Source organism: Burkholderia theae (assembly GCF_048565265.1).
Classification (GTDB): domain Bacteria; phylum Pseudomonadota; class Gammaproteobacteria; order Burkholderiales; family Burkholderiaceae; genus Burkholderia; species Burkholderia theae.
Genome location: NZ_CP183461.1, coordinates 1,047,322 through 1,062,329, shown reverse-complemented (window position 1 = coordinate 1,062,329; position 15,008 = coordinate 1,047,322). Strand labels below are relative to the sequence as shown.

General features: G+C 66.6%; 14 protein-coding genes and 1 tRNA gene. 3 read left to right on the top strand and 12 right to left on the bottom strand.

The window, feature by feature from the left end; translation table 11 throughout:
• Positions 1 to 2 precede the first annotated feature (2 nt).
• Complete coding sequence (gene waaC, locus ACN22W_RS04950) at positions 3 to 1,001, bottom strand: lipopolysaccharide heptosyltransferase I (RefSeq protein WP_129513960.1); 999 nt, start codon at positions 999 to 1,001, stop codon at positions 3 to 5.
• A gap of 170 nt (positions 1,002 to 1,171) precedes the next feature.
• Here waaC and ACN22W_RS04945 point away from each other — a divergent pair, with 170 nt between their 5' ends.
• On the top strand, positions 1,172 to 2,713 hold the full coding sequence (locus ACN22W_RS04945; RefSeq protein ID WP_419686557.1) for a chloride channel protein: 1,542 nt from the start codon (positions 1,172 to 1,174) through the stop codon (positions 2,711 to 2,713).
• Between the two features lie 116 nt (positions 2,714 to 2,829).
• On the opposite strand, the gene ACN22W_RS04940 is transcribed toward ACN22W_RS04945, so the two are convergent.
• From ACN22W_RS04940 to ACN22W_RS04920, 5 genes are all read right to left on the bottom strand, one after another.
• Positions 2,830 to 3,231, bottom strand: a complete 402-nt coding sequence (locus tag ACN22W_RS04940; RefSeq protein WP_129513958.1) for a YXWGXW repeat-containing protein — start codon at positions 3,229 to 3,231, stop codon at positions 2,830 to 2,832.
• Between the two features lie 160 nt (positions 3,232 to 3,391).
• Positions 3,392 to 3,646 (bottom strand): cell division topological specificity factor MinE, encoded by a 255-nt coding sequence (gene minE / locus ACN22W_RS04935; protein WP_006486661.1) that lies wholly within the window; start codon positions 3,644 to 3,646, stop codon positions 3,392 to 3,394.
• A 12-nt stretch (positions 3,647 to 3,658) separates the two neighbouring features.
• Positions 3,659 to 4,474, bottom strand: a complete 816-nt coding sequence (minD, locus tag ACN22W_RS04930; protein ID WP_048243115.1) for a septum site-determining protein MinD — start codon at positions 4,472 to 4,474, stop codon at positions 3,659 to 3,661.
• 57 nt (positions 4,475 to 4,531) lie between these two features.
• Complete coding sequence (gene minC, locus ACN22W_RS04925) at positions 4,532 to 5,311, bottom strand: septum site-determining protein MinC (RefSeq protein ID WP_129513957.1); 780 nt, start codon at positions 5,309 to 5,311, stop codon at positions 4,532 to 4,534.
• 169 nt (positions 5,312 to 5,480) lie between these two features.
• Positions 5,481 to 6,056, bottom strand: a complete 576-nt coding sequence (locus ACN22W_RS04920; protein WP_193097839.1) for a GNAT family N-acetyltransferase — start codon at positions 6,054 to 6,056, stop codon at positions 5,481 to 5,483.
• Between the two features lie 607 nt (positions 6,057 to 6,663).
• Between ACN22W_RS04920 and ACN22W_RS04915 the strand changes: the two genes are divergently transcribed.
• Entirely contained in the window at positions 6,664 to 7,824 is a 1,161-nt protein-coding gene (locus tag ACN22W_RS04915; RefSeq protein ID WP_419686552.1) for an alkane 1-monooxygenase, read from the top strand.
• A gap of 62 nt (positions 7,825 to 7,886) precedes the next feature.
• Here the strand turns inward: ACN22W_RS04915 and ACN22W_RS04910 are convergent, their stop codons facing one another.
• The 4 genes from ACN22W_RS04910 to serS form a co-directional block, all read right to left on the bottom strand.
• Positions 7,887 to 9,422: a methyl-accepting chemotaxis protein gene (locus ACN22W_RS04910; protein ID WP_419686551.1), complete on the bottom strand. Its 1,536-nt coding sequence runs from the start codon at positions 9,420 to 9,422 to the stop codon at positions 7,887 to 7,889.
• A 140-nt stretch (positions 9,423 to 9,562) separates the two neighbouring features.
• Positions 9,563 to 10,516, bottom strand: a complete 954-nt coding sequence (locus ACN22W_RS04905) for a phosphatase PAP2 family protein (RefSeq protein WP_419686549.1) — start codon at positions 10,514 to 10,516, stop codon at positions 9,563 to 9,565.
• Positions 10,517 to 10,719: 203 nt separating this feature from the next.
• Positions 10,720 to 10,810: transfer RNA gene (locus ACN22W_RS04900), tRNA-Ser, on the bottom strand.
• 116 nt (positions 10,811 to 10,926) lie between these two features.
• Positions 10,927 to 12,228, bottom strand: a complete 1,302-nt coding sequence (gene serS / locus ACN22W_RS04895; RefSeq protein WP_419686547.1) for a serine--tRNA ligase — start codon at positions 12,226 to 12,228, stop codon at positions 10,927 to 10,929.
• A 247-nt stretch (positions 12,229 to 12,475) separates the two neighbouring features.
• Here serS and ACN22W_RS04890 point away from each other — a divergent pair, with 247 nt between their 5' ends.
• A complete protein-coding gene (locus ACN22W_RS04890) occupies positions 12,476 to 12,745 on the top strand; it encodes a DUF2164 domain-containing protein (RefSeq protein WP_129513951.1) in 270 nt (89 codons plus the stop codon).
• A gap of 39 nt (positions 12,746 to 12,784) precedes the next feature.
• Here ACN22W_RS04890 and ACN22W_RS04885 read toward each other — a convergent pair whose 3' ends face one another.
• Together ACN22W_RS04885 and lolA are read right to left on the bottom strand one after the other, a co-directional pair.
• Positions 12,785 to 14,095: a replication-associated recombination protein A gene (locus ACN22W_RS04885; RefSeq protein WP_048243122.1), complete on the bottom strand. Its 1,311-nt coding sequence runs from the start codon at positions 14,093 to 14,095 to the stop codon at positions 12,785 to 12,787.
• Positions 14,096 to 14,274: 179 nt separating this feature from the next.
• A complete protein-coding gene (lolA, locus tag ACN22W_RS04880) occupies positions 14,275 to 14,964 on the bottom strand; it encodes an outer membrane lipoprotein chaperone LolA (protein ID WP_129513949.1) in 690 nt (229 codons plus the stop codon).
• Positions 14,965 to 15,008: the final 44 nt, after the last annotated feature.

The window sequence follows — 15,008 nt, the reverse complement described above, 5'->3', positions numbered from 1 at the left end:
CGTCAGGCGGACAGCCGCGCGCGCGGCGCGCCGTAGACGGGGCTGACCGCGGCGATCGCATCCAGCGTCTGCTCGACGGACGGCATCGCGCCCGGCTCGCCGATCGACAGTGCATTCGGTGCGCCGCCGATGCCGCAATGGTGACGCGACGTCGCGACGAAAATCATCACGGTCGGCCGCTGCAGCGCGTGCGCCATGTGCACGAACCCCGTATCGACCCCCACCACGAGCGCGGCCCGGCCGAGCGCCGCGCCGAGTTCGCGCACCGTCATCGCAGGCAGCACGACCGCCCCCGGCGCGCGCGCGGCGATATCCTTCGCGTCGTCATGCTCGGCGGCCGATCCCCACGGCAACAGCACACGCACGCCGCGCGCCATCATCTGCTTGGCAAGCGCGGCCCAGTGATCGGCCGGCCATTTCTTGTCGGGATTGGAGGTTGCGTGGAACAGCAGCATGAACGGCGTGCCGTCGGTCACGGCAGCCGGGAGACTCTCGACCTGCGGCGGGACGACGCCGTATGTGGCGATGCCTTCGGGCACGTAGCCGAGCGCCTCGCCGGCACTCACGCGCATCCCGTGCCACGCGTCGCAGTCCGGCCGCGGGCCGAAGCGATGCGAATACGCGAAGCGCGCGCCCGCTTCGCCAAGATCCTGCGTCTGGTAGCCGACGCGGCGCGCGGCGCGCGCCAGCGCGGAAATGATTGCACTCTTGTAGACGCCGTGCAGGTCGATGACCGCGTCGTAGCGGTGCGCACGCAACGCGCCGATCGACGCCGAGATCGCCTTCAGGTCGCCGGTATTGCGGAGTTTTTTGAACCGGCGCAGCGGTGCGCAAAGGACGGCGCTTACGCCCGGATGCCAGCGCACGACCTCGGCGCACGACTCGTCCACGGCCCAGTCGACCGATACGCCGGGAAAGGCGCGATGCAGGTCCGCGACGACTGGCAGCGTCTGGACGACGTCGCCGAGCGACGTCACTTTCACGATGAGGATACGTTTCACGTTTGCGGGGAAGAGCCTGCCATTTGAGGATGCTAACGAGGGATGACCGCCGCGCACATTATCCGTAAATTACATTTGTAACAAAATGCTACAAGCTTTCAAAGCATTAACGCCCGTAGCGCGATCCCGGTTCTTTTTATAATCGATTCTTTGCCTGATGGCCCGCGCCAATGCCACGCCCCGCTCTTCCCGCCCTGTTTCCCGCCCTCACCCGCCGCTCGGTGAGAATCTGGCGCCAATACGGCATTTTCTGGCTCGGTGCGATCGTCGTCGGGCTCGCGGCCGTACTCTACGCGCGGCTGATCGACTGGGGCTACGAGAGCTTCCGCACGATGCGCGATCACGCCGCGTGGCTGCCGCTGCTGCTGACGCCGGCGATCGCGGCCTTGTCGGCATGGCTCACGCGCCGGTTCTTCCGCGGCGCCGAGGGCAGCGGCATCCCGCAGGTGATCGCGACACTGCATGCGCGCCCGAGCGCGTTCGGTGCTCGGTTGCTGACGCTGCGCATCCTGTTTGGCAAGGTGCTGATTTCGTTCCTGGGCATCCTGGGCGGCTTCACGATCGGTCGCGAGGGGCCGACCGTGCAGGTTGGCGCGGCGCTGATGTTCAACCTGCGGCGCTTCTACCCGCGCTCGAACGCGCAGATCGAACGCCAGCTCGTCCTGGCCGGCGCGGCGGCCGGGCTGTCGGCCGCGTTCAATACGCCGCTCGCCGGGATCGTGTTCGCGATCGAGGAGCTGACCCGCAGCTTCTCCGCGCGCGCAAGCGGCGTGCTGATCACCGCGATCATTCTCGCCGGCGTCGTCGCGCTCGGCCTGAACGGCAACTATACGTATTTCGGCACGATCGACGCCGGCCCCCACTTCCCGAAGCTGCTGGCGCTCGCCGTGCTGGTCACCGCGATCGTGACGGGCATCGCGGGCGGCCTGTTCTGCTGGCTGCTGCTCAACACGGGGCGCTGGCTGCCCGCGCAACTGCTGGGCCTGTATCGCGAGCGGCCGATCGCGTTCGCCGCGCTGTGCGGCTTCGCGATCGCCGTCGTCGGCATCGTATCCGGCGGCACGACATTCGGCAGCGGTTATGCCGAGGCGCGCGGCCTGCTCGACGGCAGCCAGACACTGTCGGTGTTCTATCCGTTCCTGAAGATGGTGTCGATGGTCGCGTCGTACCTGCCGGGCATCCCGGGCGGGATCTTCGCGCCGTCGCTGTCGATCGGCGCCGGGTTCGGCAACCTGCTGCACGTCGTGTTCAGCAACATGAGCCTGCCCGTGCTGATCGCGCTTGCGATGGTCGGCTATCTTGCGGCCGTCACGCAGTCGCCGATCACGTCGTTCGTGATCGTGATGGAGATGATCAACGGGCACGCGCTCGTGATTTCGCTGATGGCCACCGCGTTGGTATCGAGCCGCGTGTCGCGCTTTTTCGCGCCGCCGCTCTACGAGACGCTCGCCCTCCGCTATCTCGCGCCGCCCGTCGCGGCTCCGGAGCACGCTGCGGCAACCGCGACGAGTGCGGCGACGACGACCGGCGTCACCGAGCCGCAGGATGCGACCGCCGCGCCCGCCGATCCGCTCGACACGCTGCGCGACGAAGGCAGCAGCGGCGAGCCGGCCGAAGGCGCGGCATCCGCGCCGGCGCTGCACGACGACGCGCCGGCGGCTGCATCCGGCGCGAACGGCCCGGCGCAGCCTGGCCCGCGCGACGCTCAGTAGATCACGACGGGCGCCGGCCGATAGTAGACGGGCCGCGCCGGCACGACGATGCACCCGGCCAGCGTGACGGCGACGAGCACGATGGCGATGGCGGTTCTTTTCATCACGCGCCTCCATCACGCCCAGTGGCCGCGGGTCCAGAACCAGTTCGGACCGCGCTGGTCCCAGTGGCCCGGCACCCATTGCATGCCGACGCGTTCGGCTTCCCAGTGACCGCCGATCCACACGTAGCGGCCATGATCCCAGTGCCAGTGCCCGCGGTCCCACACATAACCGACCCGCGCGGTCGGCACGACCTCGTAGCGCACGGGCGGCGGCGCGTTCGGCGCGACGATGACGACTTCCTCGGTACGCACGGCGACCGGCTCGGCGATGACCACGCGGCCCTGCGGCGCGATCACGGGTGCGCCGACGAGGATTTCGTCCGCATGCGCGGCAAACGGCGCGACGACGGCTGACAGGCCCGCGGCAAACAGTGCGAGCGAAACGATACGACGTTGAACAGTAGAGACAGCCATCACAACCTCCTGGTTGAACAAGTTACGCGAGCGTATTCGTTCAATGCGGGAGGACCGAAAACGGCCGACAGACGCCGTGTTACGGCGTGCCCGAAAGTGCAACAGGGCGTAAGACGCGCACGGCGGCCGAGGCCGCCGTGCGGAGGGATACCGGCAAAGGTCAGGCTTGCGGGATCTCGATCTTCACTTCGAGGACTTCGAGATCGTCCTGGCGCTCGAGGCTCACGCGGATGTCATCGTTCGAAATATGGACGTACTTCGAGATGACCGCGACCAGCTCCTTCTGCAGCGCCGGCAGGTAATCGGCCGGCGGCCGGCCGCCGACCCGCTCGTGCGCGATGATGAGCTGCAGGCGCTCCTTCGCGACCGATGCGGACTTCTTCTTCTCGCCGAGGAGAAACGAAAGGATGGACATGGGCGGCCTCCGTTACTTGCTGCCGAAGAGGCGCTGCAGCAGGCCCGGCTTCTGGTAATCGGTGAAGCGCAGCGGCTTGTCTTCGCCGAGGAAGCGCGCAACGACGTCCTTGTACGCTTCGGCGACATCGGTACCGTCGATGTGCACGGCCGGCAGGCCCTGGTTCGACGCGTGCAGCACGGCTTCGGACTCGGGCACCACGCCGATCAGCTTGATGCGCAGGATCTCGCTGATGTCCTCGAGCGACAGCATCTCGCCTTCGCTCACGCGCTTCGGGCTGTAGCGCGTGATCAGCAGGTGTTCCTTGATCGGCTCCTTGCCTTCGGTCCCGCGCTTCGTCTTCGACGACAGGATACCGAGAATGCGGTCCGAGTCGCGCACCGACGACACTTCAGGGTTCGTGACGATCAGCGCTTCGTCGGCGAAGTACATCGCGTGCAGCGCACCGGCTTCGATACCGGCCGGCGAATCGCAGACGATGTATTCGAAGTCCATCGCGACCAGGTCGTTCAGCACCTTCTCGACGCCGTCGCGCGTCAGCGCATCCTTGTCGCGCGTCTGCGACGCCGGCAGGATGAACAGGTTCTCGCACTTCTTGTCCTTGATCAGCGCCTGGTTCAGGTTCGCTTCGCCCTGGATCACGTTCACGAGGTCGTACACGACGCGACGCTCGCAGCCCATGATGAGATCGAGGTTGCGCAGGCCGACGTCGAAGTCGATCACGGCCGTCTTGTGGCCGCGCAGCGCGATACCGGACGCAAAGCTCGCGCTCGTCGTCGTCTTGCCCACGCCGCCCTTGCCCGAGGTCACCACGATGATTTTTGCCATTTACCCAATACCCTGTGTTCGTCAATGAGAGCCGATCGACCCGGAGCGCCGCGTGAATTACGTCAGGCGCAGCGGTTCGATCATCAGTTTTTCCTCTTCGAGCCGGATCTGCACCGATTTGCCCAGAACTTCGGGGGGCAACGGGTTCTCGGTTGTTCGATAGATACCCGCGATCGAAATCAGTTCCGGTTCGAGACACGTGCAGAAGATGCGCGCGTCGTGATTGCCGTGCACGCCCGCGAGTGCGCGGCCGCGCAACGGCGCGTAGATGTGGATATTGCCTTCCGCGATGATCTCCGCGCCGTGACTGACCGGCGCGAGCACCACGAGGTCTCCTTTCGCGTAAATCTGCTGCCCCGAACGCAACGGCCGGTCGATCACGAGCGTCTGCCCGCCCGCCGGATTCGACGCAGGCGCCGCCCCGGGCGCCTGCTCGGGCGCCACCGCGGCGGCTGCAGCGACGACGGCCTCGGCGATCGGCGACGGTTCCGCGCCGTCGGCCGGCTTCACGGCCGGCGTGCGGCGATCGCGCGCTTCCAGCAACGGCAGGCCGGCTTCCCCCGCCCAGCCCTGCGTTGCCAATGCGACCACGCCCACCGGGCGCATCCGCACGTCGTTCAGCATCTGGCGGATGTCGGCGAGCGCGACACGTTCGCCGTCAGCGAGGCGGCGGACGTCGATCGCGACGACATCGTCGGCGAAAAACTCGGGAGTCGCTTCGAAGCGCTTGACCAGTTCGGTACGCAACGCATCGAGATCGGTCGTCTTCACGGTGAACAACAACGTATCGACCGATCCGCTGCGCAGCTCGAAGAATGGCGATTTTTTAAGCGACATGGACACTCTGCAAAAATTTTTTGCGTATTTTACAGGCGTCCACGCGCGCGGCCATTATTTTTGGGACACAGGGCTGCGGCGGCCCCGGCGGGCGGGCAACCGGAAGGCGGGGGGGCAAGCGGGCGAGCAGGCGTTCATCGCGCCGCGCGGCCCGTGTTTTGACGAGGCGTCAGTGCTTCACCTGCGACACGAACAGCGATTTCATCGCACCGGGCATCCGCCCGATCGGCGCGTGTTCGCCGGTGTTGCCGAACCCCGAACGCTCGTAGAAACGGATCGCGTTGCGGTTCGCATCGGCGATCCATGCATAGACCTCGCTGGCGCCGCGCTCGGCGAGCCATGCGGTGGCCGTCTCCAGCAACAGCACGCCACCGCGTAGATGACGCACCGCGTGCGCCACCCATAACTCGCTGACGAACGCACGCCGATCGGGCGTGTTGTCGAAGTACGCGCCGATCATGCCGGCCGGATGGCCTTCGGTGTACAGCAGGAAAGTCGTCGACTCGTCGGACACGGCGCGTTGCGCGGCAATCGCCGACGCTGCGTCCGTTTCGACGTTCAGCAATTCGGCCTCCGGCGCTTCGCCGGGCGCGTAGGGCTCACGCAGCGATGCGGCGCGGAGTTCGCGATACACGCTGCCCTGGTTGGCAACGATACGACGAACGGTCAAGGTCGAACTCATGCAGGCACAGCCCCCTTCGGACAGCAAGCTATTAGCTTCAACCGAAAGCGGGGTATGAGTCAAATCGTTATTTTCGAATGGCAGCGCGAATCGAAAGGCGGCAGGCACCGGCGGCGGCGACGTGTGCCGGTCGGTGTGCAGGTGCAGCATTACCGTGTCGATGCACGCCGCCGGACGACGGTCGCGGCCGCTTCGTTCGACGCGTCGCGCCGCCCGCCTTGCGATGCGCGGCAGGCGCGTTTCGGATCGCTTCTCATCTCGCCCCGGAGATCGTAATGATCCGTAATATATGTAGCCGAAACAGGTGCCCCGCCGCTACCCGCCCCATTCCGGTTATTGCGCCGCAACATTCGTTGCGAGCCCGCGGGGCCGATGCCCGTGCACGTCACATCGCGCCAATCATCTGACCACCACGCTGATCGCTTGGGCCGATCCGGCCTGCCCGGCATGTTTCAATCGGCGCGTACCGGCCCTTCCCCGCACGCGTCGCACGCGCCCCTCCGTTTGGAGCCTCGCGCCTAGCGCCGGGGTTTGGAAAGCGTGCGCACGGGTCGTATAACAGGCAGAACCGGACCACGATCCGGTGCCACCGCGCGTGCGTCGCGGACCCACGAGGATTCGAACAACCATGGATGCGGCCGCCCTCGGGCCGGCCGACTGGAGGGAGACAATGGCAATGACCGACGCATCGGCTTCGGGCTGGTCGGATGGCAAGCGTTACCTGTGGCTGCTCGGCGCGCTGACGATCACGCTGCCGATCCTCGCCGCGCAGCTCGCGCTGTCGACGGGCCTACACGTGTTCTGGTGGTTCGGTCCGCTGTTCGCCTTCGGCGTGATCCCGATCCTCGACACGCTGATCGGCGACGATCGCGACAATCCGCCCGAGGCCGTCGTACCGCACCTCGAACGGGAGCGTTATTACCGGTACATCGTCTATCTCGCGACACTCGTCGAATATGTCGCATTCTTCGCGTGCGTGTGGATCGTCGGCACCCATGCGCTCGCGTGGTACGACTATGTCGGCTTTGCGCTGTCGCTCGGCGCCGCGACGGGCATCTCGATCAATACCGCGCACGAGCTCGGGCACAAGACCAACCGCTTCGAACGCTGGCTCGCGAAGATCACGCTCGCGCCGGTCGCGTACGGTCACTTCTACGTCGAGCACAACCGCGGCCACCACGTGCGCGTCGCGACGCCCGACGATCCGGCCAGCGCGCGCTACGGCGAGTCGTTCTGGGCGTTCCTGCCGCGCACCGTGACCGGCAGCATCCGCTCGGCGTGGCGGCTCGAAAAAGCTCGCCTCGAACGGCTCGGGCACTCGCCGTGGACCTGGCGCAACGAGGTGCTGCACGCATGGGCGATGACCGTCGTCGTGTGGGGCATCGCGATCGCGATGGTCGGCAAGGTCGTGATCCCGTTCCTCGTGATCCAGGCCGTCTACGGCGCGTCGCTGCTCGAAGTCGTGAACTACGTCGAGCACTACGGGCTCGGCCGCCGCAAGCTGCCGAGCGGCCGCTACGAGCGCTGCACGCCGCAGCACTCATGGAACAGCAATCACGTCGTCACCAACCTGTTCCTGTACCAGTTGCAGCGACACGCCGACCATCACGCGAACCCGACGCGCTCGTACCAGGCGCTGCGCCACTTCGACGATGCGCCGCAACTGCCGGCCGGTTACGCGACGATGATCCTGTTCGCGTACGTGCCACCGCTCTGGTATCGCGTGATGAATCCGCGCGTCGTCGCGCACTACGGCGGCGACATGGCGCAATCGAACATCAAGCCGTCGATCCGTGCCAGGGTGCTCGCGCAGTATCCGGCCGCGGCGTGATCGCGGGTGGCTGACCGGTGGCGGGCAGCGCCAGCCCGCCACGCGCGCACCGCTGACATCCGTCACGCCCTTTCCGGCAACCGGAACACGGCCACCGCGTGCCGCAGCGCGCTCGCCTGCTCGGCCAGCGCCTGCGTCGCGGCGGACGCCTGCTCGACGAGCGCCGCGTTGCGCTGGGTCGCTTCGTCCATCTGCGTGACCGCGATGTTCACCTGCTGGATGCCGCCGCTCTGCTCCTGAGCCGCGGACGAGATCTCGCCGACGATCGTCGTGACCCGCTGCACCGCGCCCACGATCTCGTGAATCGATTCGCCCGCGCGGCCGATCAGCACGGCGCCCTCGTCGACCCGCTGCGTCGATTGCTCGATCAGCCCCTTGATCTCCTTCGCGGCAGCGGCGCTGCGCTGCGCGAGCGTGCGTACTTCCGCGGCGACGACCGCGAAGCCGCGCCCCTGTTCACCCGCGCGGGCCGCCTCAACGGCCGCGTTCAGCGCGAGGATGTTGGTCTGGAACGCGATCCCGTCGATCACCGCGATGATCTCGCCGACCTTCGCCGCGCTGTCGGCGATGCCGTTCATCGTGTCGACGGCGTCCGTCATCACGCCGCCGCCCGCGGACGCAATATTCGACGCGTCACGCGCGAGTTGCGCCGCGTGCTGCGCGTGCTCGGCCGACTGCCGCACGATGCCGGTGAGCTCCGTCATGCTGGCGGCCGTCTCCTCGAGCGACGCGGCCTGCGCCTCGGTGCGCGACGACAGATCGTGATTGCCCGACGCGATCTGCGCGCTCGCGGTCGCGACGGCTTCGGCATGCGTACGCACCTCGAGCACGACGCCCGACAGGCTCGCCTGCATCGTCTGCAACGCGCGCAGCAGATCGGCGATCTCGTCGCGGCCGGTCGCGTCGACGTCGCGCGTCAGGTCGCCGCCGGCAACGGCCTGCGCGCACGCCACCGCACGATCGAGCGGACGCAGGATCGCGCGGCTGAACAGGAATGCGCCGACCATCGCGACGCCGAGCACGACCAGCATCAACACGAGGCTTGCCGTGGTCGCGTGCTGCGCGTCGCGGCTCGCCTGCGCCGACACGGCGGCGCTCTCGTCGGCGATCGACTTCGCGGCCCGCTCCAGCAGCGCCGCGGGTTCACGGTCGACACCCGCCACGGCCGCGTCGCCGGCCGACGGCTCGAAGCCGGCCGCCTTGAACGCATCGAAGCCGCGCCGGTAGCCGTCGCCCATCGCCGTGTGCGCACGCATGAACTGCTCGACGAGCGAACGGCTGTCGCCGGGCGGCAACTGGTGGACGAGCTGCGCGGCAAGCGCGTCGACCGTTCGTTCGCGCGTCTGGAACGCCTGCCAGTACCGGTCGAGCTTGTCGGGCTGCTTGCCACGCAGCAGCGTGTCTTTCCATTCCTGCACTTGCAGCTTGAACTGCACGAGCGTGGCCGACACGAGCCGTTCGTCGCCGACGTTCGTCTGCACGTCTTCGGCGAACGTATCGATCGACCGGTTGAGGATGTGGATACCGTACAGCGCGCCACCGAACATCAGCAGCAGTGCGACGGCGAATGCGAGGGGAATCTTGTAGCTCAGCTTCATGGGACCTTGGATCGACGGGGAGCGACGCGGCACGGCACGGATACCGGCCACCGCACCGTGTTAACGGCGCGGGATTCAAGGGCTTAAAGCAGAGGAAAGCGGCGCAGACCGGGCGCGCGCAAAAAGATTGATCAGACCAATCAGGTCGGATGCGTCGCGCGCGGCCCAGTTGTCGCGGCAGTGCGCGGGCCCGCCATCCAGCGGCGCACGACGACGATCGACAGCACGCCGAACCCGACTCCGGCGATCACGTCGGCCAGATAGTGGCCGCCCTGCGTCGGCGTCGACACGATCATCGCGGCATTCAGCACAACCGCAGCGGGAAACACATGACGGACATGCCGCACCGCATACGCGAACAGCAGCGCCAGCATCACGTGGAACGACGGCAGCGACACGAGCCCCTGCGATTCGGACAGGTTGAATTGCCGAAGCTGCCCGCTGCGCAGCAGGTCGTAGTGGGACACGGTCGATGCGGTGTGCGGATCGGTGATGCCGAAATGAACGAATGCGCTTTGTGCGGGGAACGGTGTCGACACGAGAACGGCGACAAGCAGCGCAAATGCGAACAGCGTGATGAATTCGGCGAGATCGTCATGTCGCCGCGTGGTCGCGAGGATGAACGGAACGGCGATCAGCTGCACGATGCTGCTGCGATACGCGAACTCGAGTACACGGTGCAGTTCGGCATGCGCGCTCACCCAGCGATACAGGTCGAGCCAATGAAAACCGAGCAACGCATCGAACCGGACGAGATCAGTCTCGATCGACGGCGGCGCGAGTGCGACGCACAGGTAGTCGAGTATCACGACAGCCTGGCTGAGGGCGGCAATCGCCACGATGCACAGTATCGCGAGGGCCGCTTCGCGCAAGCGCCACGCGTGTGTGCGCTCGCGGTAGCGCTGCGTATGCGACAACGCGATCAGTGCCGCCGCAACAGCGATGGCAGCGCAGGCTGTCAGTCCCGCGAGAGACACTGCATTACCGAGTGCCAGTGTGATGCCCGCGGCGTGCGCACCGGCGATGCCCAGGGCCGCGATAACCGCAGTCAGCAGCGCAATGCCCGTCAGGACTTTCGACACTCGGTTCGTCATGGGGTCTTTGGATTTGCACAATGCAGCGCGGCTGCATCGAAGTGCGCGACGCGATCGTGCGCGCAAGTTCGTCGCCATCGTATCAGCACGATCCGAGGTTTCGACAGCCGGCCTGTTGCCGCTTCAACGGTGATCGACACATCGCGCCGCAGACCCAAAACGAAAAACCCCTTGATCCTTCCGAATCAAGGGGTTCCGCATTCTGGCGGAGAGGGTGGGATTCGAACCCACGGTACGGGGAAACCGTACGCCTGATTTCGAGTCAGGTACATTCGACCACTCTGCCACCTCTCCGTTTTACTGCATTTCCCGGTTGGTCATGTCCGGGAAAGAAAGGATTATAAAACGATCTTTTCTGAGCTGACAAGCCCTTCGCGCAAATTTTTTTGCGAGGGCTTCGCCAGCCGATTTCACGACGCCTGCGCAGGCGCGTCGATCCGCTCGATGCCGCCCATGTACGGACGCAGCGCCTCCGGCACCGTGACCGAACCGTCCGCGTTCTGGTAGTTCTCAAGCACTGCGACGAGCGTGCGGCCGACCGCGAGACCCGAACCGTTCAGCGTATGCACGAGCTCGGGCTTGCCCTGCGCATTGCGGAAGCGCGCCTGCATCCGGCGCGCCTGGAACGCCTCGGTGTTCGAGCAGCTTGAGATCTCGCGATAGGTGTTCTGCGCGGGCAGCCACACCTCGAGGTCGAACGTCTTCGCGGCCGAGAAGCCCATGTCGCCCGTGCACAGCGTGATCACGCGGTACGGCAGGCCGAGCTTCTGCAGGATCGCTTCCGCATGGCCGACCATCTCGTCGAGCGCCGCGTACGACGTTTCCGGTGCGACGACCTGCACCATCTCGACCTTGTCGAACTGGTGCTGGCGGATCATCCCGCGCGTGTCGCGGCCGTACGAACCGGCTTCCGAGCGGAAGCACGGGGAATGCGCGGTCAGCTTGATCGGCAGCGCGGACGCTTCGACGATCGACTCGCGCACGGTGTTCGTCAGCGAGATCTCCGACGTGGAGATCAGGTATTGCGTGACCGTGTTCTCGGCGCCGCCCTTCTCGACGCGGAACATGTCGTCCGCGAATTTCGGCAGCTGGCCCGTGCCGTAGAGGATGTCCGGGTTCACGATGTACGGCGTGTACGTCTCCGTGTAGCCGTGCTGCAGCGTGTGCGTGTCGATCATGAACTGCGCGAGTGCGCGGTGCAGGCGCGCGATCGGGCCGCGCAGCATCGTGAAGCGCGCGCCGGCAAGCTTCGCGCCCGTCTCGAAATCGAGGCCGAGCGGCGTGCCGACGTCGACGTGATCCTTCACCTCGAAATCGAACTGGCGCGGCGTGCCCCAGCGGCGCGCCTCGACGTTGTCGGCTTCGTCCTTGCCGACCGGCACGCTTTCATGCGCGACGTTCGGCATGCCGAGCATCAGGTCGGACAGGCGCGCCTGGATGTCGCCGAGCTTGGCTTCCCCGGCCTTCATTTCGTCGCCGATCCCGCCGACCTCGGCCATCACGGCCGACGTGTCCTCGCCCTTCCCCTTCATCGCGCCGATCTGCTTCGACAGGCTGTTGCGGCGTGCCTGGAGCTCTTCGGTACGGGTCTGGATCGCGCGGCGTTCCGCTTCGAGCGCGGAGAACGCGGCGATGTCGAGGGTGTAGCCGCGATCGGCGAGGCGCTTCGCGACGCCGTCGAGGTCTTTGCGCAGCAACTGGATGTCGAGCATGGGAGGACTTGGAAAATCGTTGTGTAAGACGGGAATTCTAACGCACCGCGCGGCCGCCAACGCGTCAGCCTGACGGACGATGCCGGAAAACGGCCGGCCATGGCAGTATCGTATTGCCGGTCCGCACCGCGGCGACCGGCGAAGCACGTCACGTCGAGCCGCTGCGGAAGACGCATCGCCTGCGCCGGCCGCCCGCAACGCTTCGAACGAAGCACCTGCCCCACGTCATCGCAACCCAGGGAACGAGATGGCCATCGAACTGGACAAGGATGTACGCGACCGCGCAATCGCGTCGCTGCAACGTTACTTCACAGAAAACATGGACGAGCCGATCGGCAACATCCAGGCCGGTGCGCTGCTGCACTTCTTCGTCGAGGAGATCGCGCCCGCGATCTACAACCTCGCGATCGCCGACGCGCAGGAACGCCTGCATGCGCGGGTCGCCGAGCTCGACATCGAATGCCACGAGGAGCCGTTCGAGTACTGGAAGAAACAGCAGCCGGCCCGCAAGCGCTGACGCATCCGGCACGGCGCCGGCCGGCCCGCGCGTGGTCCGTCAGTCCTTCTTGCCGGCCTCGCGATCGAGTTCGCGCAGCCACGTGAGCTTGTCGGCGATCTTCGATTCGAGCCCGCGCGGCACCGGCTTGTACCAGTGCGGCTCGCGCATCCCGTCCGGCAGGTAGGTTTCGCCGGCCGCGTACGCGTTCGGCTCGTCGTGCGCGTAACGGTACGCGTGACCGTAGCCGAGTTCCTTCATCAGCTTGGTCGGCGCGTTGCGAAGATGCACGGGCACCTCGCGCGACTTGTCCTGCTTCACGAACGCCATCGCCTGGTTGAACGCGTTGTAACCCGCATTGCTCTTCGCCGCGCACGCGAGATAGATCACCGCCTGCCCGAGCGCGAGCTCGCCCTCCGGCGAGCCGAGCCGCTCGTAGGTTTCGGCCGCGTCGTTCGCCATCTGCAGCGCGCGCGGATCGGCGAGGCCGATGTCTTCCCACGCCATCCGCACGATCCGCCGCGCGAGATACTTCGGATCCGCACCGCCGTCGATCATCCGGCAGAACCAGTACAGCGCGCCGTCCGGGCTCGAACCGCGCACCGACTTGTGCAGCGCCGAGATCTGGTCGTAGAAGTTGTCGCCGCCCTTGTCGAAGCGCCGCGCGTTCAGCGTCATCGCGCTGCTGACGAAGTCGCCGTCGATCGTCGCGACGCCGGCCGACGCCGCCGCCGTTTGCGCCTGCTCGAGCAGGTTCAGGAAGCGCCGCGCATCGCCGTCCGCATAGCCGACCAGCGTATCGATCGCTTTGTCGTCGAACGCGAGGCCGTCGAGCGCGATCTCCTGCGCACGCTTCAGCAACTGGCGCATCTCGTCGTCGTTCAGCGACTTCAGCACATAGACCTGCGCACGCGACAGCAATGCGGAGTTGACCTCGAAGCTCGGGTTCTCGGTCGTCGCGCCGATGAAGGTCACGAGCCCCGACTCGACGAACGGCAGCAACGCGTCCTGCTGCCCCTTGTTGAAGCGGTGGATCTCGTCGACGAACAGGATCGTGTGGCGGCCGGTGCGGTTCAGCGTGTCCTTCGCCTGCTCCATCGACTCGCGGATGTCCTTCACGCCGCCGAGCACCGCGGACAGCGCAATGAACTCGCAGTCGAACGCAAGCGCGGTGAGCCGCGCGAGCGTCGTCTTGCCGACGCCGGGCGGCCCCCACAGGATCATCGAATGCGGTTTGCCCGATTCGAACGCGAGCCGCAGCGGCTTACCTTCGCCCAGCAAATGCGTCTGGCCGATCACCTCGGCGAGCGTCTTCGGCCGCAGCGCCTCGGCGAGCGGCCGGCGCGGCTCGACTTGAAACAGATCGGACATGAACCCTCGCTCCACATCAAACGGTCGCGGCCGAACGGGCCGCCGGACCTGACATTATGACAGCCGCGCGACGGCGCCGCCGCGCCCGGTGCCCGGCGCCTGGTGCCCGGCGCCCAGAAACAACACGGGCCTGCCGTCGCCGGCAGGCCCGTTGCGAAAAACGCGGCGCGCGGCGCCGGTCAGCCGGTGATCACGTCCGCACCCTTCGGCACGACGAACTTGAACGTATCGCCCTTCAGCGGCGGATTCGTCTGGATGTTCGTGAACGTCAGCAGCGTGACGTTGCCGAACACGTCGTGCAGCTCCATCGCGGCGAGCGTGCCGTTCTTGAAGCCGATGCCGATCCGCTGGAACTGCGTGTCCTGCGCCTTCGGCAGCATCTCGAGCCACTCGATGCCGCCCTTCTCGCCGGCATCGCGCAGCGTGTAGTTCTTGTCGAGGTCGTTGCTGCCGAACAGGATCGCGGCGGGGCTCGCGCCCAGCGCGCCGTTCAGCTTGCGTTCGGTGACCTGGTTCAGGTCGCGGTCGTACACGTAGAGCTTGTCGCCGTCGGCCTGCAGCACCTGCTGGTACGGCTTCTGGTACGTCCAGATGAACTTGCCCGGCCGTGCGAACACGAACGTGCCGCTCGAATTGTCGGTCGGCTTCGGCATGGCCTGCACGGCGCTCGCGCCCTTGGACGGCGCCTTGACGATCTGCTGCGTGAAGTCGCCCTTCGCCGAACGCACCTGCGACACGAAGGCCTTCAGCTGTTCGGTGCCGCCCGCGAACGCATGCGTCGCCGCGAGCATCAGCGATGCGCCGGCGAACGCCGCGCCGAGCCAGCGCCGCGTCGAACGAAGGGAAGGGACGAACGAAAGTTGCTGCATGATGCGGTTTTCTCCGTGGGTGGCCGGCGCTGCGGGCGCCGCGG